Origin of the sequence: Sphaerisporangium sp. NPDC049003 (assembly GCF_043197795.1) — a bacterium.
GTDB lineage: Bacteria > Actinomycetota > Actinomycetes > Streptosporangiales > Streptosporangiaceae > Sphaerisporangium.
The window spans coordinates 129,978-151,296 of sequence record NZ_JBICTU010000022.1 but is presented as its reverse complement, the minus strand read 5'-3'; the positions used below and the strand labels follow the sequence as shown (position 1 = coordinate 151,296).

The window sequence follows — 21,319 nt, the reverse complement described above, 5'->3', positions numbered from 1 at the left end:
GAAGGCCCCGCCGATCTCGCGCGGGGCCTTCGGCGCTGAAGTGCGAGGAACCCTCAGTTGAACGGGTTGTCGTAGACCGCGTAATTAGTGTGGTAGGTGCCGGACGGGGGGTTGTAACGCACCCCGTCCACAGTGAGCGTCACGTTGCCGACGGTGCCGCCGGGCGTCACCTCGCCACTGGCAAGGTAGGCCGTGTACGGGCACTGCGGGATCGTCACCGAGGGGCCACCCGAGGCCACCATGGTTCGCGCGCCGCCGTTGACGGATGCGAAGAGATTGGGCCGGGTGTAGCCGGAATACTGGCACATCGCGATCGAGTAGCGGTACTTGGCGTTGCCGTCGTCGAACGCGATCGTCCCGTACGCCCCGGACAGCTTGACGCCTTGCCCCCAAACCTCGATGCTCACCGTCAGGTCGGACCCGTACGTGGCGTGTGCCGGGGCCACCGGCATCACGAGCGCGGCGACCGTCACCATAGCGATCGTCAGGACCCGTGAAACGTGCCACCAATTTCTCACCCTCTCTTCGACGGATATCACTTTGAGGTGATTATTTTGGTGGGCTTTCAGGCTGTCCAGTGGCCGAATATCGACAAAAGAGTAACTTCAAAGATCTAGGATGTTTGGGCAGGTCTTCCGTGCGGGCGGCACCGTCGGGATGCGAGGTCTTCATGGACAAGCCGACGGACTGACCGCGGGCAGCAGGTCAGCAGGCGGGCGGTCGATCCATTCGGCGATCGGCCGGGCAGAGCCGACGACGGGGCGGGCGAAGAACCTGTGGACTCAGGTCTTACGGAGAACTAGTGGGCACGAGAAGATGCAGATCGTCACCTTGTCTGCGAGAGGATGCAGCCGTGGAGACTGCTTCGCCTGGCAGGTTACAAGACGATTCTCTTCGCTCTCGATTACGGAGGGGCCCGTCGATTCACCGTGCGGCGATCGTGCTTTGGGTTCATGCCAGTTCTTCTCCTCTCCCTAATCTTCATGGGACCGGTATGGATCCACGATCACCACCTGAACGCTATTGCTGACGAGTTCCTGAGCCACCCCCTTCCTCCGGAGACCGAGTTCGCAGATGACGAGGTGCAGTCGTCGGTGGCCCTGCGAGGTAACAGCAACCACTGCGACTACCGTCTGAGGTTCAACCTGAGCACCAAGTTGTCGGTGAACGAGATCGTGGAGCACTACAAAGCGGCCTTCGGCCCCGTCGTCGTCTGGACGCCTTCCAAGAATCCACCCTTTCCCCTGACTTTCGACGGACAGCACTTGATCGTCGTCGAGATACAAGAGCCCTACCAAGACCCCGGCTGGGATCTCCGGTGCTACTGATCCTGGAAAGTGTGATGACTCCTAAATCGGCCTAGATGCGATGAATGGACGCGGGACGTGGCCGATTATGTGCATCGTCGCGATACGCGACCGCTGAGAGCCTCTACTGCCCGAAGGAGAATCGGAGCTGAGCATTGATCAGGAAGTTGAGCCGGTGACGCAGATCGTCGATCACGGCCTGTTCTGGGGCTTCTCCAGGCGTCAGCAGTGTCCAACGTAGTGAGCTTTCGCCCCGGGTCGGCCGGATGTCGAACCGGATCTCATCGTCGGGCCTGTCCGGCCACAACGACGACCAGACCACGAGCTCTGGATCCACCGCCTGCAGGATGCGAGGCTCGACCTCATCGGATCGCAGATTCAGCCACTGGCGTCCACCGGGCCGCCGAGGGTTGGCCAGGCTCTCCCACACGACTTGAGGAGGCGGCGGCTGCGTTCGCTCTCTCGAAGCCAACTCGATCACTTCGGCAGCTTAGAAGGACACGCCCCGATTCGGTTGGTTGTCGCGCAGGTTGAGCTTGGTCAGGTGGGCGAGGTCGCCGATGGATTCGTGCACCGTGTCCAGGCTGAGCTGTGACAGGTCGAGGCTGGTCGATCCATCCCGCAGGCATTTACTGATCCGCATGGCGGCGGTCCTCTGACCGTTCTTGGGCCTCGTCAAGAACTTCCCTTCCGCCGTCGCTCACCTGCCCGGAATTGCCTTCGTCGGCGCGCCGAGCCTTGTTCCGCTCTATGTCGTGCTGCCTTGGGGTGCGAGAGTCAGCGATGACGTTAGGGAGCGGCGTCTGAGATCAACTTGCGAATCACTGGGATGTCCCGGCCACGCGATCGCCCGCATGAGTCAGCCCAAGGGGGCCAAGGCGGGCATGCTGCGCGGTCGCCGAGCAGCTCGACGTCACCCCGATGGCGACGACCTGTTCCCCCTTCTATTCCGCCGCCCGGCCGTCACCCCGGCGGCGCGGCTCCCGCGCGAGGTCCCTACGCCGCACTCAGGGACGCCGGGCTGGCCGACGACGTCGTACGAGCGCAGCGGTTGTTGTCGACCTTCATCCTCAGGCTCGCCGGTCACCACACCCACGATCAAGCCGCGGCCCGGATCAGCTGGTGCATCACTCAACCCTGCGGAGCCCACAACTGACGCGATCGACAAGCAGATCACGGGAGAGGGTGAGGAGGAGGACGACGGGGCGGCGGGTGTGCTCGTGTACCTGGGCTGATTGCACGGAAGATCGAATAGGTCCTAGAAATGATCAAGGCCCGGGTTGGGGATGGTTCCCCGACCCGGGCCTTAGGTGTGGAGCGGGTGACGGGAATCGAACCCGCGCTGTCAGCTTGGGAAGCGGCCGCTGATCTTCGTGCGCGACCTGTACGGGTGTGGTGGCTGACCCATGGCTAGGGCCTGTCTCAGAGTCGTCGCGCAGTAGGGCATATGGCTTTGAGATAGGCCTAGTCGCGCTTGGGCCAGATCGGGCCCTGGTCGGTCCAGATGACGCCCTTGTTGCGGCACAGACAGAAGGGGTGGCCGATCGGGTCGGTGTAGACCCGCCAGCCGTAGCCGTTGGGGCCAATGAAGTCCTGCTGCAGCGTCGCGCCGAGATCGAGGACGCGGCGCTGCTCGGACTCGATCTCGTCCACCTCGAAGTCGAGGTGGAACTGCTTGGGGTGCTCGCCGTCGGGCCACTGCGGAGCGCGGTAGTCGTCCACCTGGATGAAGGCCAGCTCGACCTCGCCGAACTGGATGCCGGCCCAGTTCTCGTGGCTGCCTTCCTTGATCGGGCGGCCCGTCACCTGAGAGTAGAAGGCCGCCAGCTTCATCGTGTCCGGGCAGTCGATGATGAAATCGGTGAGTCGCAGCATCCTGCGATCTTGTCACAAGGTCCTTGACACAACCCTTGGCCACGATGGCGGGAACCGGGCGGCTACGGGAGCCTCACCCGAGCTGTCCTCTGTGTGGACGCGGTGGCGGGACCGGCGACCGCGCGTCCTTGTTCGGTGGGTGAGGCTTGGTGGCGAGGAGGACGATGCCGGGCCGGCGGGTGTGCTCGTGTCCGTGGGCTGATTGCACGTTGATTGCACGGAAGATCGATTAGACTCCAGAAACGATCAAGGCCTTGGTTGGGGATTGTTCCCCGGCCTGGGCCTTAGGTGTGGAGCGGGCGACGGGAATCGAACCCGCGCTGTCAGCTTGGGAAGTACATCGATCACCGCGCGTAGGGCCGCTGACCTGGGCCCCAGGCCGGTCCTGAGTGACCGCGGTTGACCCCTCGTCACCCTGGTTAATGGCCCGCTAATGGCCCGAGGATCAGCCCATGCCCTTGCACCCGTCACGCGGACTGGTACGGCGCGGACCTCGGTGCAGAGCTTCCTGCCGACGAAGTGACAGCGCAGCCGACCAGAGGGCGTGTCACTGACGCAAGCAGAATCGTTTGCGTAGACTCTCGGCCATGAGCGCTGGGCATGCGCATGAGGAGCTTCATCACCTGGTGGACCGGCTGTCGCCGGACCAGGCGCGTCGTCTCCTGCGTTTGGTGAAGACAGATCCTGACTTGGCTGAGGTGGCGGAGGAGGAATCGTCTGAGCCGGTTCGGCGTCGGCGGTTGTCGATCGCTGGGATCGGTGCCTCCGGTGAAGGGGATCTGTCCGAACGGGTCGAAGATCTGCTGGCGGAGCGGTTCAATCGGTCAACGTGACTGCCACGCTCTTGGACACAGGCCCTTTGATCGCTGTCGTCGATCGAGATGACAAGCACCATGCCTCATGCGTGCGTCTCCTTGAAGAGTTGGAGGGGCCGCTCCTGCTGCCTTCGACCATCTTGATCGAGGCCGGATGGACCATTAACAGGCACATGGGACCTCGCGTGCATGCGGAGTTTCTTGATCTGGCGACCGAGGAGTTTGAACTAGTCGACCTGGTGCCAGCCGATGTGCGGAGAATGGCAGAACTTGTCCGCGCCTACCGAGACGCTCGACTGGACCCCGCTGACGTGTCCCTGGTTGCCATCGCGGAACGACTAAATGTCACTCAGATTGCGACGCTGGACCGGCGTGACTTCACGCTGATCCGCCCTCGACATGTGCCAGCGTTCACGCTTCTACCGGAAGTGCTTCGCTGACCTGGTCAAATACGCGTGGAGCGGGTGACGGGAATCGAACCCGCGCTGTCAGCTTGGGAAGTCTCTATCGCGCATGGTCGCTGAGCTGGGAAGACGCTGAACTGCGGGTGAGCGCTTCGAGTACCCGTGATTCCCCGTGAGTCCCCCTTGATTACCCTCCTGACGGGCACGCAACGGGCACGCGAGGGGCATCAGAAACGTCTGCACCTTCGTCGCTCTGGTGCTCGGTGGGCCGGGGTTGAGGAACGAGACCCCGGACCGTCGATCGCCCCCAGCCCCCTACGGAGGTCAGCCACCGCTAGGCGATCGTGAGGGGGGCACCACTCAGGGGCATCTTGCCTGAAGTTCAGCCTGTGGAAGGATGACGCTATGTCGATCACACGAAAGGGCCATGGCGCGTAGGCGTCCAGCGCAGATTCGCGCTGATGGTCCGTGGCGCTCACGAACAACCGCCACGAGAGTTCCCGAAATCCCGGGCTTGTCGTACCGAGGGCGTATCGCAGTTGCTCGTCTGGAGTACAAGCGCTACTGGCCCGGTGCGGCGGAAGAGGCGTTACGCGCTTGGTCGCTGTTCTTACGAGACCCCTGGCATCGGCTTTTCGATCCGGCGCAATCCTGCGGAGAGATGCTGTGCTGTCCTGACCCTGCTGAGCTTCGCGCGCTCTTGGACGCCGTGGTTCACATCCTGCCCAAGAAGGACGCTCGCGTGCTCCAAAAGAGGATCGGTGACCTCGACGATCTCTGGTAGTTACCGATGACCTGAGCGCCCCTGACATCGATCGGGGCATCCGGATGGGGAGGCGATGGGCGGCGGCGTGTCGCTGGGGTCGGCGAGTGCATCGGTCGCGGCGGGCGCGCGGTGAGGCTACGGCCCGGGGCGCCGCCGGCCGGGACCGGCGCCCACGCCGCACGCCCGGGCGGCGTGCGGTAGAGGGCCGGGTACGGCGGCGCGCCGCGCCGCCGCCTTGACTCTTATAAGCGCGATTCGGCAGTTCCGCCAGGAGTGCATATGTCCTGTCTCGCTTGATGATTGACACGCTGGCCTCGCTTGATGCTTGACACCTTGATCGTCTTCTGGGCTTTCTCGTTGCGTTATCGGCGCTTCGGGGGAGGCTTGGATGGCGCTGGTGGAGTTGAGCGTCGTGGAGCAGCGGTATCACGCGGTGATGGAAGTCCTGGCGGGTGCGCCGGTCACCGAGGTCGCATTTCGATATGGGGTGTCGCGGCAGTCGGTGCATACCTGGATGCGCCGCTATCGCGAGGGCGGGCTGGGGGCGTTGGCGGATCGCTCGCATCGAGTGAGGTCGCATCCGATGCAGACTCCGGCGCAGATCGAGGTGTTGATCTGTGAGCTGCGGCGGGCGCATCCCAAGTGGGGGCCGCGGACGTTGGTGTGGGAGCTGGGCCGGCGTGGGGTGGAGCCGCTGCCGTCGCGCTCCAGCGTGTATCGGGCGTTGGTGCGTAACGGGCTGATCGATCCGATGGCGCGCAAGCGGAAACGCTCGGAGTTCGTGCGGTGGGAGCGGCCGGGTCCGATGCAGCTGTGGCAGATGGACATCATGGGCGGGGTGTTCTTGGCCGACGGGACCGAGTGCAAGCTGATCACCGGGATCGACGATCACGCCCGGTTCTGTGTGATCGCTTCTGTGGTGGTGCGGGCGACCGGCCGGGCGGTGTGCGCGGCGTTCGCCTCGGCGATGCAGACCTTCGGAGTCCCGCAGGAGGTGCTCACTGACAACGGTAAGCAGTTCACCTGCCGGTTCGGCGGCCCTCGGGCGGGTGAGACGTTGTTCGAGCGGATCTGCCGGGAGAACGGCATCACCGCGCGCAACACCCAGCCCCGCACCCCGACTACGACCGGGAAGATCGAGCGGTTCCATCAGACCGTGCGGCGTGAACTGCTGGACCAGGCGGCGCCGTTCGTCTCGATCCAGCACGCTCAGGCGGCGGTGGACGAGTTCGTGACCCGCTACAACACCGCCCGGCCGCACCAGGCCCTGGACATGGCCTTCCCCGTCGACCGGTTCACCGCGCCCCGGGCAGATCACGACCAGTACCAGCAGCTGGAGGCGCAGTTGGCGTTGCGGCTGCCCGCCGGCCTAGCCGCGCTCGATGGCCAGGCGTCATCGGTGACGATCGCACCTGAGCCGGACTCTGCCGCCGGTCAGGTGCCTGCCCTGGTGGAACGGACGCCGCTGCCGGCCTCGGTGGAGGCTGTCGAGGTGGACAGGATCGTGCCCGACTCGGGAAACCTGTCGGTCGCCGGACAGCAGGTCTGGCTCGGCCCCGACCGCGCCGGAATGTCCATCACCCTGTGGATCAGTACCGCCCACCTGCACGTACTCACCGCCTGCGGTGACCGGCTCAAGACCGTGCCGTCCCGGCTTACCTCTCGTGACCTGACCACGCTGCCGGCCACCGCTGATGCCCGGCCGGCTGGTCCCGCACCGATCCCGGCGCTGGATGCGGGCTACCCGGCCGTCGAGATCGACCGGTTGGTCAGCACGGCCGGCACGGTCAGCCTGGCCAACTACGCCCTGTGCATCGGCACCACCCTGGCCGGGCAACGCGTCACCATCCGGATGGACGGCATCACCGCGCAGGTCCTCGACGGCGAACGCACCCTGCTGCGGACGGTCCGCTGCCCGCTGCCGATCACCGAGTGCGGCAGGCTGCGCGGCGCACGAACCGCCGGTCCACCCCCGAAACCCCCGACCGGGCCGGTCACCGTCCAACGGGTGGTCAGCATCAAGGGCGGCATCATGGTCGTCGGCCAGAAGATCAACCTCGGCCGGGTACACGCCCGGAAGGTCGTCACCGTGACCGTCGATGACAGCCATATCGCCATCCACGACGAGGTGGAAACCCTCAAGGTGGTGACCCGAACCACCACCCAGGAAGTATCCCGAATCAAATCGGCCGACCATACTAAGCGGAGAAAGATCGTCTAGGCCGTGTCAAGCATCATCCGAAGCCAAAGCGTCAAGTATCAAGTGGGTCACGACACGCCAGGAGTGCATATAGGCAGCCGCTTTTAGATCGAAAGCCGGAAATCTTCGATCTTCTGCACGATCAGGTTAACTGGATCCTGGCCGGCTATCTTTAGTCGTATCATTTCGCGGAGATCGTCGTCTTCAAGAAATAGAATCATCTTTTCCTGTTCTTTCCAATGGTCCAGCCTGGCGTAGCTAGCGCCTCTGTTGGGACCTTTTCTGCCAATTATAACCCCAAAAAGCCCCAACCCTTTCTTGGACATGTAATTCGACACCTGCAGGACGTCCGATTTATTGACTCCTTTGCAACTATTCTTTGCGTCGAATACTATGAGGTGAGCCTGGTATATTGCACGAAGATAGGCAAAGTAGCCGTCCAGGCAATAGTTGGGCATTATGAAATCTCGACGATTGCTCTTAACTTGCGTGGGATGTTCCGTTATAGGGCGTTCAAGGGGAGGGCTAAATAGGTACTCCATAATGTCTCTGCATAATTTCTGGTATATCGCCCACTCCTTGTTTCCGCACGTAGTATCCGCAAGCCCTTTTAGGAGTCGCTCGGTTACATGCAGATTGGCTAGCCGCCTCGTGATTGCTTGAGATTGTGGATCGGGTGCGAGATTGCCTAGAATTCGAACCGCTTCATTTTGTAAGCCATGCAGAGAAGCTTGTCTGGCAATTTCTGCGCCATCCATGACCTGTACATTGTGTGCGGTGAGGAAGTCAATGTGTTCTGGAGTCAGTGCTGTCGGAACTGCTAGTGTCAGCTTCGGTGGGGGATTGTTGGGGTACTTTTCTCGAAAGCTTGCTTCGTATCGCTTTAGTTGCTCGACCGCATCTCGAAGTCGCCTTCCGGTGTGCGGCGCTGTGGCTTTCACTTCAAAGAGTATGGTGTCGTTGCCTTTTCTTGCAATAAAGTCTATCCCTGCATCCGCCCTTGATGTAGGCGCCTCAATCGAATATCCTTCAAGTGTCTTTTGTAGTATCAATGCAACTAATTGTTCGAAATCATGCCAACTAGCGCTTGGTTGCATTGGTCCCCCCATCAAAGCTCGGCGAATAGGTTCCTGATTCTTCGGTTTGATTCTGGTCTATTCCAAGAGTTCTGGTCTGCGTGTGGTTAACGCCTGCCGGGCAGTGATATAGCGCTCGTGGAACTCTGCGGCGAGGGCTTCACGGCGGTAGGTTTGGCGTAGGACGCGGTCGAGGTCGCCGGCGCGATTCACTAGATCCGTTAAGGATTTGCGTTCGATGTCGAATGCGGTGAGGCCTTGGTGGACGGCGGTGTCGAGGTTGCCTCGGCGGGCGTGGATGATGCCGAGGTCTATGTGGGCGTCGGCTACGCGCATGGGGGCATTGTGGGTGCCGTCGGGGCGGGTGTGGATTTGGATGGTTTCTAGGGCGTGTTCTTCGGCGCGGTCGTTGTCGCCTAGCCAGGTGTAGGCGGTGGCGGCGTAGAACATCCATTTGGCATGGTCGAACACGAAGTGGTTGTCGGGGTGTTCGGGCGGCGGGAGTTTGGCGAGGATGTCGGCTCCGCGAGATAGGGCCTTGTCGGCTTCGCGGCGGTCTCCCATGCGGGCCAGTCCGCGGGCCTCTTGCAGGGTGAGTTGGACCATGGCGTTGCTGAGGCCGGCGGCGTCCTGGCCTTTGCGTGCTGAGGTGACGACGTCTTCGTAGCGGCCTTCGACCAGGGCGAACCAGGCGGACATCTCGTGTGCCCATCCCATGAGTTCGCCGTGGCCTACCTGGTGGCCCATTTCGTAGGCGGCGCGGCGGGAGGTTTCTGCTTCTTCGCGTTCGCCGAGGTCGTAGTGGATGCAGCCGAGTAGGGCGGTTAGCCAGCCGGTGATGACGAGGAGTTCGCGGTGCTGGGCGAGGGTGAGCCGGCCGGAGAGCAGGCGGGTTACCTGGGCGAGACGCTTTTGGGTGCGGTCGCGCAAGGTGGCAGCGGATACGACCGGATAGGCGCGGCAGAGGAGTTCTACGGCCTCGGCGAGTGCTTCGAGGGTGCCGGGGCCGACGTCGGATGCCTGGAGCTGTTGGGCGAGTTCCATGGTGCCGTACAGGTCGGCTTCGGCGCGGAGGGCGTCGGTGGGGATGATCTGGGCTTCGATGAGGCGGCTGCCGTTGCGGCGCTTGGTGGGGGAGAAGCCCAGATCTTCGACCTGGAGGCCGGTGGCCTGGGTGAGGGCGAGGCGGTAGGGGGAGTGTGGCCAGGAGACTTCGCCGGCCTCCCATCGCCTGATGCGTTCCTCGTCGCAGTTCAGGCCGTCTTTGATGCCGGTGGGGGTGGCGTTGATGCGCGCTGCCAGTTCGGCGCGGGTGAGTCGGGCTTTGTTACGCCAGGCACGCAATTGAACGTTTGGGATGGTGTCGGCCATCTCCGGGCAATCCTCCCGTTCGGGGGGGCACGAGGGACGAAAAAGGGGACTGGGTTGGGGGTCCCGCATTGATCGGTTCGCTGTTTGTCTTGCCGTCAGGCAACCACGGTACGTCAGACCGCCTTCCGGCGTAGGGAGCGCGGGCTCAACCAAGGAGATGGCATCGGTGACCCGGCCAGTCGAGACCAGCGACACAGTCCCCTGTTCCTTATGCCGGGGGCGTGGCAAGAAGCTGTGTGACTCCCGGCGGGGGCTCCTCATCAGGACCAATGACAGCGACGGCCACCCTCGTGAGGAACGCGACTGTCTCGACTGTCTCGGCTCGGGCCGGGTCGGAAAGGACGCGGCATGAACTCGATCATCCTGAAGGCGATGGGTGGTGACATGAACCCACCGGTACCCGACGAGGGAGCCAAGCTGCTACGGCTCCGCGATCAACTGACCGGGCTGGGAGTGCGGGCCGAACTGCGGGACAACATGAGCGCGCTCATGGTGCATCGCCCGGACAACGGTCTCCCGGTGTGGGTCTTCGTCGGATACGGCGGGGTGTACTACTCCTGGCAGTCCGCCGAGAAGCGGCATCCGGTCAACGACGTGGCAGGGGCGGCGCAAGCGCTGGCCGACTACCTGCACCGGTAGCCCACCAAGAGCCGGCGCGGCGAGACAGGCGCTCTTCCCAGGGTTCGGGCCTGGCGAGGGGCCCGCCTCCTGTCTCGTCGCGCCTTCCAATTGTTCGACCGCTGATTGGCAGTGCCTCCCGTCCGGTCTGGTGGGGTGCGTTCGCGTGACAGGCGAATCGGTCCGGGTTACGCTCAGCTTGGTAAAACAACCTGTCGGGTGATGGACGGTCGTGATGTCGTTAGAATCCGTGCCGCCGAAGTACGCACAACTTGTGCAGACACTTCAACGGCGCATCGAGGCGGGAACCTATCCGCCCGGTTCACTGCTGCCCAGTGAGAACCAACTGATCCAAGAGTTCGGCGTCTCCCGTCCCACGGTGGTGGCGGCCCTACGGATGCTGAGGGAACAGGGCTGGATCGACTCTCAGCAAGGCAAGGGCCGTTTCGTTCGCGGCCGTCCGATGCTGTCGACAGTCGAACAACCACGGTCGGGCCAGGCGTACATGACCAACCCGGAGACCAGCTCTCCGGGCGAGGTGCTCGACGTGGGCGCGGTGGCAGCGCCTAACCGTGTGGCGGTCCTGCTCGGCGTCAAGCCCAAGAGCAAGGTGTTCCTGCGTCGTCGCGTTGTCTCCCATGAGGGTGAGCCGTCAGAGGTCGTCTCGGTCTGGCTGCCCTTGGACTTGTCGGAGGGAACCGATCTGACCAGCGCTGAGCCGCTGCCTCAAGGGTTGCGTGAGCACATCGAGGCGCGTAAGGGCGTCCGGTTCGATCACGTCGTCGAGCAGATCCTTGCCCGGATGCCCACCTCTGATGAGGCAAAGCAGTTGGGCATGCCCAAGAACGTGCCGCTGCTGGTGGTGTTCGCCTCGCTTCGTGATGCCGCCGGCCATGCCCTGGCCGTGGTCGACGTGCTGCTTCCTGCCGATCGTCATGAGTTGGAGGACGCCTATCCGATCAGTTGAGCCGATTTCTCCGAGAGAGCCCGCTTAGGCACTTGACCTATCAAGCGGGCTTTCTTTATGCTCTAGTGAGTTGACAGGTTAAGTGCCTGTCATCCAAGCAAGGGAGTGCTTCGCATGGCTTTGCAAGGTCCCATCCCCGTCACCTTCGACATGGTCTTCCCGCACGGCTGCTACATCGTGGGCGAGGTCGAGAAGGTCAAGGACTTCGACGCCTCGACCAACGGGCGGTTCGTCCAGGCACGCGACAAGCAGACCAGCGAACTGGTCTGGCAGGTCGCGGTGATGGACGCCGACCCGACCCTCAAGCCCGCTCAGAAGACCGTGGCCGTCAAGATCCTCTCCCCGGTCCAGCCGGTTCCCCCGTCCCCGATGGCTGGCCTGCCCTTCACCCCGGTGGAGTTCGACGGCATGTCCGTCACCCCGTACGTCAATGCGAACGGACGACTGGCCTACTCGATCCGGGTACGCGAGATGCGCAGCCTGCGGGCCGGTACGCCCAAGACCACCACTCAGCCCAACGGTAAGGAGAACATCTGATGTCGCGACACCGCAGGACCCGCCCGACCAGCATCATCAACCTCAACACCGGCAACGGCGCCAAGGCGGGCAACCACCCCTACCCGTTGCGGACGCCCGTCCTCATGCTGGACTTCGGCGCCACCTCGGTCCTGGTCACCACCTCGGCCAACGACCACGTGACCGCCTCGGACGTCGACTTCGCCCGCCAGCTCGCCAGCGAGGCGCACGACTTCGCGGCGTCGGTCGAGCGGATGTTCCACACCGCTCCCAACGGCGGGGGAGCGTGGGCATGACCCCTGATCCCTACACCTACATCACGGTGAGCGTCGGTCCCGACCGGGCGCCTCGGGTGGGCGTGGCCTTCTACACCGGAGAGCTGCGCATCTACACCGCGACGCTCGGCGACACGCGCCCACTCCTGTCCTTCGGGGCGGCGGAAGGGGATGTCTCGATCTCGACCACGGGCGCCGGTCCGGTCACCGAGCAGGACGTCACCGTCGCCCGTGAACTGTTCCAGGCCGCTGCCCGGTACCTCGCTGACTGCGAGCGGCTATACGCGGCGCATCTCGACCAGACCGACACCTCCGAGACGGCGGCCTGACCTTCAGGCGGGGCCGCTGGAAGCGGCAACTTCCGGCGGCCCCTGGGTTCTCCCCTGACTCCAACATCACGAGAGGCACCAAGCTTATGTTCAAGCGACTCCCCGGGGATGAGGCACGCAATCTCGTCTCCACCACCCCTGACACCGCGATCGTGTTCCGGCCTGCGGTCGTCCAGACTCCCGCGATCATTACCATCGTCATCTTCGCCTGGCGCTGCCTGGCCGGCCTGTTCCGTCTGGCGCTGGTTCATCCCGTCGCCGTGTCCTCGGTCGCGGTCCTGGTCGCGCTCTGGCGTCTGGTCGGCTGGCTGCCGGTCGTCGTCATGCTCGCTGTCGTGGCATCCGGTTTGGCGGGCTGGCTGACCGTTGACCGGGTCTCGTTCGCTCGGTGCGTCGCCTGGCGATTACTGGCCTTCTGGCGTCGTATCTGGGTCTACCGGCGGCACTGGCAACCCGTGATGATCGTCTCCGGGCTCGGTCGCCACCTCAAGGGACGCGACTACCTGCCTCGGCTGGTGCGGGTCGAGTGCGACTCCTGGGCCGACCGGGTCACTGTGAGAATGCTCTCCGGGCAGGCGGTCAAAGACTGGGCCGACCGCACCGAGCACCTGGCGCACGGCTTCGGCTCGGCCTCGTGCCGGGTGGCTGTCCAGCGTGCCGGGCGGCTGACGCTGACCTTCCCGCGTCGTGATCCGCTGGCCGTGCCGATACCGGCCGTACCTGTCCCTGAGACGGCGACGGTCGGGCCGGTCGAGATCGGCACCCAAGAAGACGGCGCCCCGTACCGGCTCAAGGTCCACGGAACACATGTCCTCATCGCCGGGGCGACCGGGGCCGGCAAGGGCTCGTTCCTGTGGTCGACAATCCGCGGTCTGCTACCGGCGGTCCGAGCCGGGCTGGTGGAGATCTGGGCGCTCGACCCAAAACGAATGGAGCTGTCGTTCGGACGGGCGCTATTCGGCCCCCGGTACGCCTCAACCCCGGCCGAGTGTGCCGACCTGCTCGAAGCGGCCGTGAAGGTGATGCAGGAACGGGCCGATCGGTTCGCCGGCCATCAGCGCTCACACATGCCCACCACGGAGGATCCGTTCGTCCTGGTGGTCGTTGACGAGGTGGCGTTCCTGACCGCCTACCAGTCCGACAAGGGCCTTCGCCAGCGCATCACCAGTGCCCTTGCCACCTTGACCACGCAAGGTCGCGCGGTCGGCGTCGGCGTGATGGCGGCACTCCAGGACCCGCGCAAGGAGGTCATGAACATTCGCAACCTGTTCCCCGACAAGATCGCGCTCCGGCTCGATGAGTCCGAACAGGTCGACATGGTGTTAGGCGACGGTGCCCGCGACTGGGGCGCGCTGGCCGATCAGATCTCACCCGACTACACGCGCGGCGCCGGCATCGGATACGTCCGATTGGAAACCAACCCCGCCCCCGTCAGAGTCCGCGCGGCCTACGTCTCCGACTCCGACATCCGCGCTATGTCCCGCGCATTTGCCCGGGGCGGCGTGTGATGACGCTCGGACACTTCCTCGACGGGCTGCGCTGCTCGATGTGCCGCGCGCTCAACATGCTGTGGCTGGACCCGGTACGCGGCCTGGTCGAGTGCCGTGAATGCGGCCAGACCGCCATCTGTGTCCCCGAATCCGGGGAGGCTGCGTGACCGGACCCCTCGACCGTAGGACGCCTCGTGCAGTGCGCATGGCTCAACCCCTGGCCCGTGACGTGGTCGAGGCGGTAGCCGTCCAGCACGGAGTGTGCATCCGTCCCGTTCCGCTCCGGCGCATCGACACCGCGACCGGTAAGACAGAGATCATCGATGTGCCGTGCGGGGCGACCCTGGCCAGCAAATGCCCCTCATGCGCCAAGCGGAACCGGCATCTGCGGATGGCCCAATGCCGCGAGGGTTGGCACTTGGAGCACGAACCCACGATCGTGCCTGATGAGCCCGATGCAGATCAGCGGTGGCTAGTCGGCTTCCGCGCCGATGTCCAAGCCCAACGCGACCAGGCGGCAACGGCCGGCGAACCGGTCGAGCACCTGGACGCAGCAATCGCCGAACTCGACCAGGAGATCAACACAGCGGGAATGCGAGGGAGCGTCCTCGGCCGTATCGCTCCCAAGCGCAACAGGTCGACCCGGCGGCGGCAGGATGCTCCCGACCTGCCCAAGCGAGCCAAGCGGAACACCACCCTGGGCCGGACGTTCACCGCCTCGGACGGCAAGATCTACCGACCGTCGCTGTTCGTCACACTCACCCTTCCCTCCTACGGGCGGGTGAACAACGGCGCACCGATCGACCCCGAAACCTACGACTACCGTCGTGCCGCTCGGGACGCGCTGCACTTCTCCAAGCTGGTCGACCGGTTCGTCCAGAACCTTCGCCGCGTGGCCGGCTATGACGTCCAGTACTTCGCCAGCGTCGAACCTCAGAAACGGCTGGCTCCTCACCTGCACATGGCCGTACGGGGCACCATGCCACGCGCGGAGATCAAAGCCATCGCCGCTGCCACCTACCACCAGGTGTGGTGGCCCAAGGCCGACCGAGTCGTCTTCGAGGCCGAACACCTGCCCGTATGGGTCGAACGGGACGACAACGCCCGTGATGCCGACCAGCGGGCGGGCGACTACCTCGACCCGGTGACCGGGGAGATCCTGCCCACTTGGGATCAAGCACTCGACCACCTCGGCACCGACGAGGATGCCCAACCACTGCATGTCGTCCGCTTCGGTACCCAGGTCGATGTCCAGGGCGTACTGGCCGGCACCCCGGACGCCGACCAGTGCATCCGCTACCTGTCCAAGTACCTCACCAAATCCATCGGCGAGACACTCGATCCCGACAACCCCACGCAACTGGACCACGCCGCGCGGATGGCCGAAGCGCTCCGATTTGAGCCGTGCTCTCCCATCTGCCCGAACTGGCTCCGCTACGGCATCCAGCCCAAGAGCGCCAAAGCAGGGATGCGGCCAGGCGGCTGCAAGGGCAAAGCCCACAAGCCCGAACACCTCGGCTACGCGGGCCGACGCGTCCTGGTCTCCCGTAAGTGGTCGAACAAGACCCTGACCGAACACAAGCAAGACCGTCGCGCTTGGGTCCTCGACGCTCTCGGCCTCGACGGCGACCAGGCGCCCGACCCTGACCGGTACATCTGGCGCCCCGTCCCCAACGGGGACGCCAACGTGCCTCCGCTCGCTCACCGCCTGTTGCGCTCGGTCGCCGAACGCCAACGCTGGCGCGCGGCAATGCAACAACTCCAGGCCAGAGCAGACGGACAAGAACTTTCGGCAACCGACACGACCGGGAGGGCAGCATGACCAGTAAGGCCAGACACGATCTCTCGGAGACGGCCGAAGATCGATTGCTCACGGTTAAGGAAGCGGCCGAACGGCTGAACACCTCGGTTCGCTTTCCCCGTCGCCTGATCGAGGAGCGACGGATCACGTTCGTGCACATCGGGCGGAACGTCCGTATCCCTGAGTCTGCGCTGGAGGCGTTCATCGCGGCCGGTGTTGTCGAGCCCATCACTGTGCAACGTGGGAGGGCCGCGTAATGGCGGAGGACGTATCACCCGCGCCTGAGAGTGAGCCTCGGCGGTCGGTGAAGCGGAAGCCGGTCAAGCGACGGTTCGGGCGGGTTCGGCAACTGCCCTCGGGGCGGTGGCAGGCTCGGTACAAGGGACCGGATGAAGTCGACCGGGCGGCGCCCGACACCTTCGCCACCAAGCGGGATGCCGATGTGTGGTTGACCCGGAAGGAAGTCGAGATCTCCTCGGGGGACTGGACGAATCCGGACCTCGGCAAGGTGGAGTTCAAGCAATACGGCTCGGACTGGATCAACGAACGTCCGGGCCTGCGACCCAAGACGGTCCAGCTCTACGAGGGCCTGTTCCGTATTCACCTGGTCCCGACTTTCGGCAATCAGGCCACGAACGAGGTCAAAGCGGCGCACGTACGAAAGTGGCGGAAGACGCTGTTGGACGCTGGTACCGGGCCGGTGACCGTGGCGAAGGCGTATCGGCTGCTCAAGGCCATTTTCAACACGGCCATAGAGGACCAGATAGTCAAGGTCAATCCGTGTCAGATCAAGAGCGGCGGCAAGGAGGAATCACCCGAGCGACCCACGCTGACCATGGAACAGGTCTTCATCTTGGCCGACGCCATAGATTCGAGGTTCCGGGCGCTGGTTCTGGTGGCGACGTTCGGCAGTCTGCGTTGGGGTGAGCTGGCGGCGCTCCGGCGGAAGCATGTCGACCTGGAAGCCCGAACGGTGCGGGTCGTTGCGTCGACCACCGAACTAAAGGATGGGTCGGTGACCATCGGGCCGCCCAAGTCCGCGGCTGGCCTGCGTACGGTCACGCTGCCCGAGGTGGTGAACGTAGAGCTTCGGGCGCACCTGGCAAATCACACCGGTTCGGATGAGGAAGCGTTCGTCTTCGTGGGCGCGAAGGGGGCGATGCTTCGCCGGCCGACGTTCAGCCGGACGTGGGCCAAGGCGCTCATGGCCGCGGGGCTTTCCGGCTTCCATTTCCACGATCTTCGTCACACGGGGAACAAGTTCGCTTCACAGTCGGGGGCGACGCTCCGGGAGTTGATGAATCGCATGGGGCACTCGACCACGCGGGCCGCGTTGATCTATCTGCATGCGGAGGGTGAGCGGGACCGGGCGATCGCCGACAGCATGGGGAAGCTCGTCGCCGAGGCGTTCCCTACCGAAGATCACAACGCATCGGGCACGTAACGGGCACGGAAGATCGAAAAGGCCGGAGAAACAATCAAGGCCCGGGTCGGAAAACACTTCCTGACCTGGGCCTTCGTGGTTGGAGCGGGTGACGGGAATCGAACCCGCGCTGTCAGCTTGGGAAGCTGATGTTCTGCCATTGAACTACACCCGCGTCGATCAGTGACTGACGACGGACCTACTCTAGCGGAACTTCGGGCGTGTCACCTCCTCCTGGTGAAGTCCACGTGATCGATGTGCGGGCGGAGGGGAGAGGGCGGCTGGTGCCGTGGGCGAGAGGTCCCTCGTCGCGGGTGCCGCGTTGGTAGGTTGCTGAGGTGCTGCTATCCGATCGTGACATCTGCGCCGAGATCGAGTTGAAGAGGGTCAAGATCGACCCGTTTGATGGAGAGATGATCCAGCCGTCGAGTGTCGATGTGAGGCTCGATCGGTACTTCCGGGTATTCGAGAACCACCGGTATCCCCACATCGATCCGGCGGTGGAGCAGCCCGAGTTGACCCGGCTCGTGGAGCCCGAGGGAGATGAGCCGTTCATACTGCACCCGGGGGAGTTCGTCCTGGCCTCCACGTATGAGGTGATCGGCCTCCCGGACGACATCGCCGGCAGGCTGGAGGGCAAGTCGAGCCTCGGGCGGCTCGGGCTGCTCACGCACTCGACGGCAGGCTTCATCGATCCTGGCTTCGAGGGGCATGTCACCCTGGAGCTCTCGAACGTCGCCACGCTGCCGATCAAGCTGTGGCCGGGGATGAAGATCGGGCAGCTGTGCATGTTCCGGCTCAGCTCTCCGGCCCAGCATCCCTATGGGAGCGCCAAGTACGGCTCGCGGTACCAGGGGCAGCGGGGTCCGACCCCGAGCCGGTCCTTCCTCAACTTCCACCGCACGCAGATGTGATCGCCGGCCGCGGCCGGCACGTGTGTCCGAGGGGTGGGTCGGCATTCGGGGGAGACCCTGGCACGGGCGGGTCTTTGGCGAGGGCGTACGGTGAGCCGGTGCCCGCCGGGCTCGGCCGTCGGTGGGTGCGTCTTCACCCGGGGGAGGCGTGGTCTGGTGGTCGTGGGTGCCACTGGAGGGTGATGCTTGGTTCGGGGGGTGCCGAGGCCGCCGGGTCGCAAGAGCGCTCGCGTGGTTTGTTGTGAAATGTGTGGCTTAAGGCGGGCGTCGGTGTCCGGGTCAGGCCACGCAGCTGTCAGACCGGGAACATACGTCGCGCAGTTCGCGATGCCCCGGTGTCAACGTACGAACGGAGGGCAGCGCCTAGGGGAAGGGAAGGTTACAAGCAGGAGTGCATGTCACGAACTTCGCATTTCAGCCGGTACCCCTTACTCTTCTCTGCGGACCGTCCCCGCACATCTGGAGAACGACGTGCGCCTGCGTCTCACGCCTCGTGAGGACAGCTATTACGACTTGTTCGCCGACTCGGCGAACAACCTCGTCACCGCATCACGGCTACTGGTGGAGATCATCAGTGACGGCTCGGACAGGGAAGCCCTGGCCGAGAAGATGCGTGCCTGCGAGCACGCCGGCGACGAGCGTACTCACGCGATCATGAACCGCCTCAACGAGAGCTTCATCACGCCCTTCGACCGCGAGGACATCTACCGTCTCGCGTCGAATCTCGATGACGTGATGGACTACATGGAAGCCGCCGCCGATCTCATCGGCCTCTACCAGATCGACCACCTTCCGAAGGAGGTCGTACGCCAGGTGGAGGTGCTGGAGCGGGCGGCGGAGCTGACCGCCGAGGCCATGCCCCGGCTCCGGTCGATGAACAACCTCAACGAGTACTGGATCGAGATCAATCGCCTGGAGAACCAGGCCGACCAGGTCTACCGACGCCTGCTCGCCAAGCTCTTCGGCGGAGAGTACGACGCTCTCACCGTCATGAAGATGAAGGAGGTCATCGACCAGCTTGAGATGGCCGCCGACGCCTTCGAGCACGTGGCGAACACGATCGAGTCGATCGCGGTCAAGGAAAGCTAAGTGGAGCTCGCACTTGTCATCGGCGTCATCGTCATAGCCCTGGTCTTCGACTACACCAACGGCTTCCACGACGCCGCGAACGCGATCGCGACCTCGGTCTCGACCCGCGCTCTCACCCCCCGTGCCGCGCTCTTCATGGCCGCGGCCATGAACTTCGTCGGCGCGCACATCAGCACCGAGGTGGCCAGGACCGTCGGCACGGGCATCATCGAGCCGCCGACGGGCTCTCACGGCCTGGTCATCGTGGGCGCCGGCCTGATCGGCGCGATCACATGGAACCTCATCACGTGGTACTTCGGACTGCCCTCGTCGAGCAGCCACGGGCTGATCGGCGGCCTGGTGGGGTCCGCTCTCGCCGCCTCCAGCACGATCCACTGGAGCGGAGTGGTGGAGAAGGTCGTCATCCCGATGGTCCTCTCCCCGATCGTCGGCTTCCTGCTGGGAGGCCTCATCATGATCGCGATTCTCTGGATCTTCCGGCGGGCGAACCCCCACAAGGCGGGTAAGAACTTCCGGTACGCCCAGACGGTGTCGGCCGCGGCCATGGCGCTCGGCCACGGCCTCCAGGACGCCCAGAAGACGATGGGCGTCATCTTCCTGGCGCTCTACACCGGCGGCTACGTGGCGGCCAAGGACCCGATCCCGCAGTGGGTCATCCTCGCCGCGGCGGCCGCGATCTCGCTGGGCACCTACTCGGGTGGCTGGCGCATCATGCGGACGCTGGGGCGGCGGATCATCCACCTGAGCCCCGCGCAGGGGTTCGCGGCGGAGACGGCGGCCTCCGTCGTGCTGTACACGATGGCCATCGCCGCCAAGGCGCCAATCTCCACCACCCACACGATCACCAGCGCGATCATGGGCGTCGGCGCGACCAAGCGCCTGTCGGCGGTCCGGTGGGGCGTCGCGGGGAACATCGTCACGGCGTGGGTTCTCACGATCCCGGCCGCGGCTCTCGTCGCCGCACTGTCCTACTTCCTCCTCCACTGGATCGTGGAGTAAGCGGAGTGAGGAGTAGGCCCGCCGCTCCGATTGTCACCCGACTCCTTGACGATTTCCAGGGCGGCGGGCGCGCGCTTACAGAGTGACGGTCTCCTCAGCGGCGGGGTGTGTCAATTGACACACCCCGGGCGGACTCACTCGTGGCGGTACATGACGTCCACGTGCCACTGGGTGAAGCCGAGGGACTCGTACAGGCGGATGGCCGAGGGGTTGTCCTCGTCGACGTAGAGCATGACCTGGGCGAGCCCGCGTGACCGCAGGTGCTCCAGGCCGGCGAGGGTGAGCACCCGGCCGAGGCCGCTGCCCTGCTCGGAGGGGTCGACCCCCACGACGTACACCTCGCCGATCGCCTCGTGCCCGTCGGGCGCGTCGGGGTCGTCGTCGCCGTGCACCTTGGTCCAGTGGAAGCCCGCGAGCTTCGAGCCGTTCTCCCCCGGCCGGACGGCCAGGAAGAAACCGGCCGGGTCGAACCACGGCTCCCGCTCGCGGAGCCGGAGGTCGTCCATGGTCCAGGAGCCCTGCTCGGGGTGGTGGGCGAACGCGCGCGCGTTCAGGGCGAGCCAGGCCTCCTCGTCGGCACCGGGCTCGAACGCGCGCAGCCGTACCCCCTCGGGGAGCTTCGCGGCCGGAAGCGGTTCGAGCAGTGAGCGGCGCATCTGCCAGAGGGACCGCACCCGGGCGAAGCCCGTGGAGGCGGCCAGCCGGGCGGCCTCCTGGCGGTCGCCGTGCGCCCACAGGCGCAGCCGCCCGCCGCTCTCGGCGAGGGCCGCCTCCACCAGCCGCCGCCCGAGGCCGCGCCCGCGGTGGGACGGACGCACGACCAGCTCGCCGCTCGGCCCCTCGATCTCGTCGGCCGGGTCGACGTGCGCGAAGCCCGCCAGCGTGTCATCCTCGTAGAGCAGAATGGCCTTCGCACCGGGGGCGCCGCCGTAGCGCAGGTGGAGCATGACGTGTTCGTTGAGGGGCCGCACCGAGTCTGCTTCGGTGGCCGCGTCGACCAGGGAGGATACCGCTGTCATCTCCTGGTCGCCCAGCCGGTGCCGGATGTCCACGCGCTCGCTCATGGTGGAAGCCTAGTCTGGCA

25 protein-coding genes and 1 tRNA gene are annotated in these 21,319 nt (G+C 64.7%); 18 read left to right on the top strand and 8 right to left on the bottom strand.

All coding sequences use genetic code 11. The annotated features are described in order from the left end of the window. Positions 1-53: 53 nt before the first annotated feature. Positions 54-473 carry a hypothetical protein gene (locus ACGFIV_RS24295; protein ID WP_392837781.1) on the bottom strand — a complete coding sequence of 140 codons (420 nt, stop codon included), beginning with the start codon at positions 471-473 and terminating at the stop codon, positions 54-56. Positions 474-953: 480 nt separating this feature from the next. On the opposite strand from ACGFIV_RS24295, the gene ACGFIV_RS24290 reads away from it, so the two are divergent. Further along, the gene (locus ACGFIV_RS24290) at positions 954-1,328 is read left to right on the top strand and encodes a hypothetical protein (RefSeq protein WP_358552680.1); all 375 of its coding nucleotides are present in this window, start codon (positions 954-956) and stop codon (positions 1,326-1,328) included. A gap of 103 nt (positions 1,329-1,431) precedes the next feature. On the opposite strand, the gene ACGFIV_RS24285 is transcribed toward ACGFIV_RS24290, so the two are convergent. Next, on the bottom strand, positions 1,432-1,788 hold the full coding sequence (locus tag ACGFIV_RS24285) for a hypothetical protein (RefSeq protein WP_358552678.1): 357 nt from the start codon (positions 1,786-1,788) through the stop codon (positions 1,432-1,434). 9 nt (positions 1,789-1,797) lie between these two features. Then, positions 1,798-1,950: a hypothetical protein gene (locus ACGFIV_RS24280; protein WP_358552676.1), complete on the bottom strand. Its 153-nt coding sequence runs from the start codon at positions 1,948-1,950 to the stop codon at positions 1,798-1,800. Positions 1,951-2,161: 211 nt separating this feature from the next. Here ACGFIV_RS24280 and ACGFIV_RS24275 point away from each other — a divergent pair, with 211 nt between their 5' ends. Then, positions 2,162-2,542, top strand: a complete 381-nt coding sequence (locus ACGFIV_RS24275) for a hypothetical protein (protein ID WP_358552674.1) — start codon at positions 2,162-2,164, stop codon at positions 2,540-2,542. Positions 2,543-2,771: 229 nt separating this feature from the next. Here ACGFIV_RS24275 and ACGFIV_RS24270 read toward each other — a convergent pair whose 3' ends face one another. Then, positions 2,772-3,182, bottom strand: a complete 411-nt coding sequence (locus ACGFIV_RS24270) for a VOC family protein (RefSeq protein WP_392837777.1) — start codon at positions 3,180-3,182, stop codon at positions 2,772-2,774. 587 nt (positions 3,183-3,769) lie between these two features. On the opposite strand from ACGFIV_RS24270, the gene ACGFIV_RS24265 reads away from it, so the two are divergent. From ACGFIV_RS24265 to ACGFIV_RS24255, 3 genes are all read left to right on the top strand, one after another. After that, on the top strand, positions 3,770-4,015 hold the full coding sequence (locus ACGFIV_RS24265) for a hypothetical protein (RefSeq protein ID WP_358552672.1): 246 nt from the start codon (positions 3,770-3,772) through the stop codon (positions 4,013-4,015). Then, positions 4,012-4,437, top strand: a complete 426-nt coding sequence (locus ACGFIV_RS24260; protein WP_358552671.1) for a PIN domain-containing protein — start codon at positions 4,012-4,014, stop codon at positions 4,435-4,437. Before ACGFIV_RS24265 ends, ACGFIV_RS24260 begins: the two co-directional genes overlap by 4 nt. 1,133 nt (positions 4,438-5,570) lie before the next feature. After that, a complete protein-coding gene (locus ACGFIV_RS24255) occupies positions 5,571-7,388 on the top strand; it encodes an IS481 family transposase (protein WP_392837806.1) in 1,818 nt (605 codons plus the stop codon). A gap of 83 nt (positions 7,389-7,471) precedes the next feature. Here ACGFIV_RS24255 and ACGFIV_RS24250 read toward each other — a convergent pair whose 3' ends face one another. Then, entirely contained in the window at positions 7,472-8,464 is a 993-nt protein-coding gene (locus tag ACGFIV_RS24250) for a restriction endonuclease (protein ID WP_358552669.1), read from the bottom strand. Positions 8,465-8,521: 57 nt separating this feature from the next. Beyond that, positions 8,522-9,814, bottom strand: a complete 1,293-nt coding sequence (locus ACGFIV_RS24245) for a hypothetical protein (protein ID WP_358552667.1) — start codon at positions 9,812-9,814, stop codon at positions 8,522-8,524. Positions 9,815-10,162: 348 nt separating this feature from the next. Between ACGFIV_RS24245 and ACGFIV_RS24240 the strand changes: the two genes are divergently transcribed. The 10 genes from ACGFIV_RS24240 (at position 10,163) to ACGFIV_RS24195 (ending at position 17,254) form a co-directional block, all read left to right on the top strand. Continuing rightward, complete coding sequence (locus ACGFIV_RS24240; RefSeq protein ID WP_358552665.1) at positions 10,163-10,453, top strand: hypothetical protein; 291 nt, start codon at positions 10,163-10,165, stop codon at positions 10,451-10,453. A 214-nt stretch (positions 10,454-10,667) separates the two neighbouring features. Beyond that, complete coding sequence (locus tag ACGFIV_RS24235) at positions 10,668-11,399, top strand: GntR family transcriptional regulator (RefSeq protein WP_358552663.1); 732 nt, start codon at positions 10,668-10,670, stop codon at positions 11,397-11,399. Positions 11,400-11,513: 114 nt separating this feature from the next. Next, positions 11,514-11,936 (top strand): plasmid replication, integration and excision activator, encoded by a 423-nt coding sequence (locus ACGFIV_RS24230; protein WP_358552661.1) that lies wholly within the window; start codon positions 11,514-11,516, stop codon positions 11,934-11,936. Further along, positions 11,936-12,211 (top strand): hypothetical protein, encoded by a 276-nt coding sequence (locus ACGFIV_RS24225; RefSeq protein ID WP_358552659.1) that lies wholly within the window; start codon positions 11,936-11,938, stop codon positions 12,209-12,211. Before ACGFIV_RS24230 ends, ACGFIV_RS24225 begins: the two co-directional genes overlap by 1 nt. After that, entirely contained in the window at positions 12,208-12,519 is a 312-nt protein-coding gene (locus ACGFIV_RS24220; protein ID WP_358552657.1) for a hypothetical protein, read from the top strand. The genes ACGFIV_RS24225 and ACGFIV_RS24220 overlap by 4 nt, the downstream gene beginning before the upstream one ends. A gap of 86 nt (positions 12,520-12,605) precedes the next feature. Beyond that, complete coding sequence (locus ACGFIV_RS24215; protein WP_392837772.1) at positions 12,606-14,027, top strand: FtsK/SpoIIIE domain-containing protein; 1,422 nt, start codon at positions 12,606-12,608, stop codon at positions 14,025-14,027. After that, a complete protein-coding gene (locus ACGFIV_RS24210; protein WP_358552653.1) occupies positions 14,027-14,176 on the top strand; it encodes a hypothetical protein in 150 nt (49 codons plus the stop codon). Before ACGFIV_RS24215 ends, ACGFIV_RS24210 begins: the two co-directional genes overlap by 1 nt. Positions 14,177-14,214: 38 nt before the next feature. Continuing rightward, entirely contained in the window at positions 14,215-15,831 is a 1,617-nt protein-coding gene (locus ACGFIV_RS24205) for a replication initiator (protein ID WP_358552710.1), read from the top strand. Next, positions 15,828-16,067: a helix-turn-helix domain-containing protein gene (locus ACGFIV_RS24200; protein ID WP_358552651.1), complete on the top strand. Its 240-nt coding sequence runs from the start codon at positions 15,828-15,830 to the stop codon at positions 16,065-16,067. The genes ACGFIV_RS24205 and ACGFIV_RS24200 overlap by 4 nt, the downstream gene beginning before the upstream one ends. 47 nt (positions 16,068-16,114) lie before the next feature. Then, the gene (locus ACGFIV_RS24195) at positions 16,115-17,254 is read left to right on the top strand and encodes a tyrosine-type recombinase/integrase (protein ID WP_358552649.1); all 1,140 of its coding nucleotides are present in this window, start codon (positions 16,115-16,117) and stop codon (positions 17,252-17,254) included. Positions 17,255-17,334: 80 nt separating this feature from the next. Here ACGFIV_RS24195 and ACGFIV_RS24190 read toward each other — a convergent pair. Beyond that, positions 17,335-17,408: transfer RNA gene (locus tag ACGFIV_RS24190), tRNA-Gly, on the bottom strand. A gap of 163 nt (positions 17,409-17,571) precedes the next feature. Here ACGFIV_RS24190 and dcd point away from each other — a divergent pair. The 3 genes from dcd to ACGFIV_RS24175 all read left to right on the top strand — a co-directional run bounded on the left by dcd (position 17,572) and on the right by ACGFIV_RS24175 (position 20,235). Then, on the top strand, positions 17,572-18,147 hold the full coding sequence (gene dcd, locus ACGFIV_RS24185; protein ID WP_358552647.1) for a dCTP deaminase: 576 nt from the start codon (positions 17,572-17,574) through the stop codon (positions 18,145-18,147). A 471-nt stretch (positions 18,148-18,618) separates the two neighbouring features. Beyond that, positions 18,619-19,236 carry a DUF47 family protein gene (locus ACGFIV_RS24180; RefSeq protein WP_358552645.1) on the top strand — a complete coding sequence of 206 codons (618 nt, stop codon included), beginning with the start codon at positions 18,619-18,621 and terminating at the stop codon, positions 19,234-19,236. Continuing rightward, complete coding sequence (locus ACGFIV_RS24175) at positions 19,237-20,235, top strand: inorganic phosphate transporter (protein ID WP_358552643.1); 999 nt, start codon at positions 19,237-19,239, stop codon at positions 20,233-20,235. A gap of 134 nt (positions 20,236-20,369) precedes the next feature. On the opposite strand, the gene mshD is transcribed toward ACGFIV_RS24175, so the two are convergent. Further along, positions 20,370-21,299: a mycothiol synthase gene (mshD, locus tag ACGFIV_RS24170; protein ID WP_358552641.1), complete on the bottom strand. Its 930-nt coding sequence runs from the start codon at positions 21,297-21,299 to the stop codon at positions 20,370-20,372. Positions 21,300-21,319 lie beyond the last annotated feature (20 nt).

Excerpts from the sequence above, each read along its gene's own strand:
- ACGFIV_RS24290 (WP_358552680.1), top strand. The coding sequence starts at position 954 with ATGCCAGTTCTTCTCCTCTCCCTAATCTTCATGGGACCGGTATGGATC.
- ACGFIV_RS24280 (WP_358552676.1), bottom strand. The coding sequence starts at position 1,950 with ATGCGGATCAGTAAATGCCTGCGGGATGGATCGACCAGCCTCGACCTG.
- ACGFIV_RS24275 (WP_358552674.1), top strand. The coding sequence starts at position 2,162 with ATGAGTCAGCCCAAGGGGGCCAAGGCGGGCATGCTGCGCGGTCGCCGA.
- ACGFIV_RS24270 (WP_392837777.1), bottom strand. The coding sequence starts at position 3,182 with ATGCTGCGACTCACCGATTTCATCATCGACTGCCCGGACACGATGAAG.
- ACGFIV_RS24265 (WP_358552672.1), top strand. The coding sequence starts at position 3,770 with ATGAGCGCTGGGCATGCGCATGAGGAGCTTCATCACCTGGTGGACCGG.
- ACGFIV_RS24250 (WP_358552669.1), bottom strand. The coding sequence starts at position 8,464 with ATGCAACCAAGCGCTAGTTGGCATGATTTCGAACAATTAGTTGCATTG.
- ACGFIV_RS24245 (WP_358552667.1), bottom strand. The coding sequence starts at position 9,814 with ATGGCCGACACCATCCCAAACGTTCAATTGCGTGCCTGGCGTAACAAA.
- ACGFIV_RS24240 (WP_358552665.1), top strand. The coding sequence starts at position 10,163 with ATGAACTCGATCATCCTGAAGGCGATGGGTGGTGACATGAACCCACCG.
- ACGFIV_RS24235 (WP_358552663.1), top strand. The coding sequence starts at position 10,668 with ATGTCGTTAGAATCCGTGCCGCCGAAGTACGCACAACTTGTGCAGACA.
- ACGFIV_RS24230 (WP_358552661.1), top strand. The coding sequence starts at position 11,514 with ATGGCTTTGCAAGGTCCCATCCCCGTCACCTTCGACATGGTCTTCCCG.
- ACGFIV_RS24225 (WP_358552659.1), top strand. The coding sequence starts at position 11,936 with ATGTCGCGACACCGCAGGACCCGCCCGACCAGCATCATCAACCTCAAC.
- ACGFIV_RS24220 (WP_358552657.1), top strand. The coding sequence starts at position 12,208 with ATGACCCCTGATCCCTACACCTACATCACGGTGAGCGTCGGTCCCGAC.
- ACGFIV_RS24215 (WP_392837772.1), top strand. The coding sequence starts at position 12,606 with ATGTTCAAGCGACTCCCCGGGGATGAGGCACGCAATCTCGTCTCCACC.
- ACGFIV_RS24210 (WP_358552653.1), top strand. The coding sequence starts at position 14,027 with ATGACGCTCGGACACTTCCTCGACGGGCTGCGCTGCTCGATGTGCCGC.
- ACGFIV_RS24205 (WP_358552710.1), top strand. The coding sequence starts at position 14,215 with ATGGCTCAACCCCTGGCCCGTGACGTGGTCGAGGCGGTAGCCGTCCAG.
- ACGFIV_RS24200 (WP_358552651.1), top strand. The coding sequence starts at position 15,828 with ATGACCAGTAAGGCCAGACACGATCTCTCGGAGACGGCCGAAGATCGA.
- mshD (WP_358552641.1), bottom strand. The coding sequence starts at position 21,299 with ATGAGCGAGCGCGTGGACATCCGGCACCGGCTGGGCGACCAGGAGATG.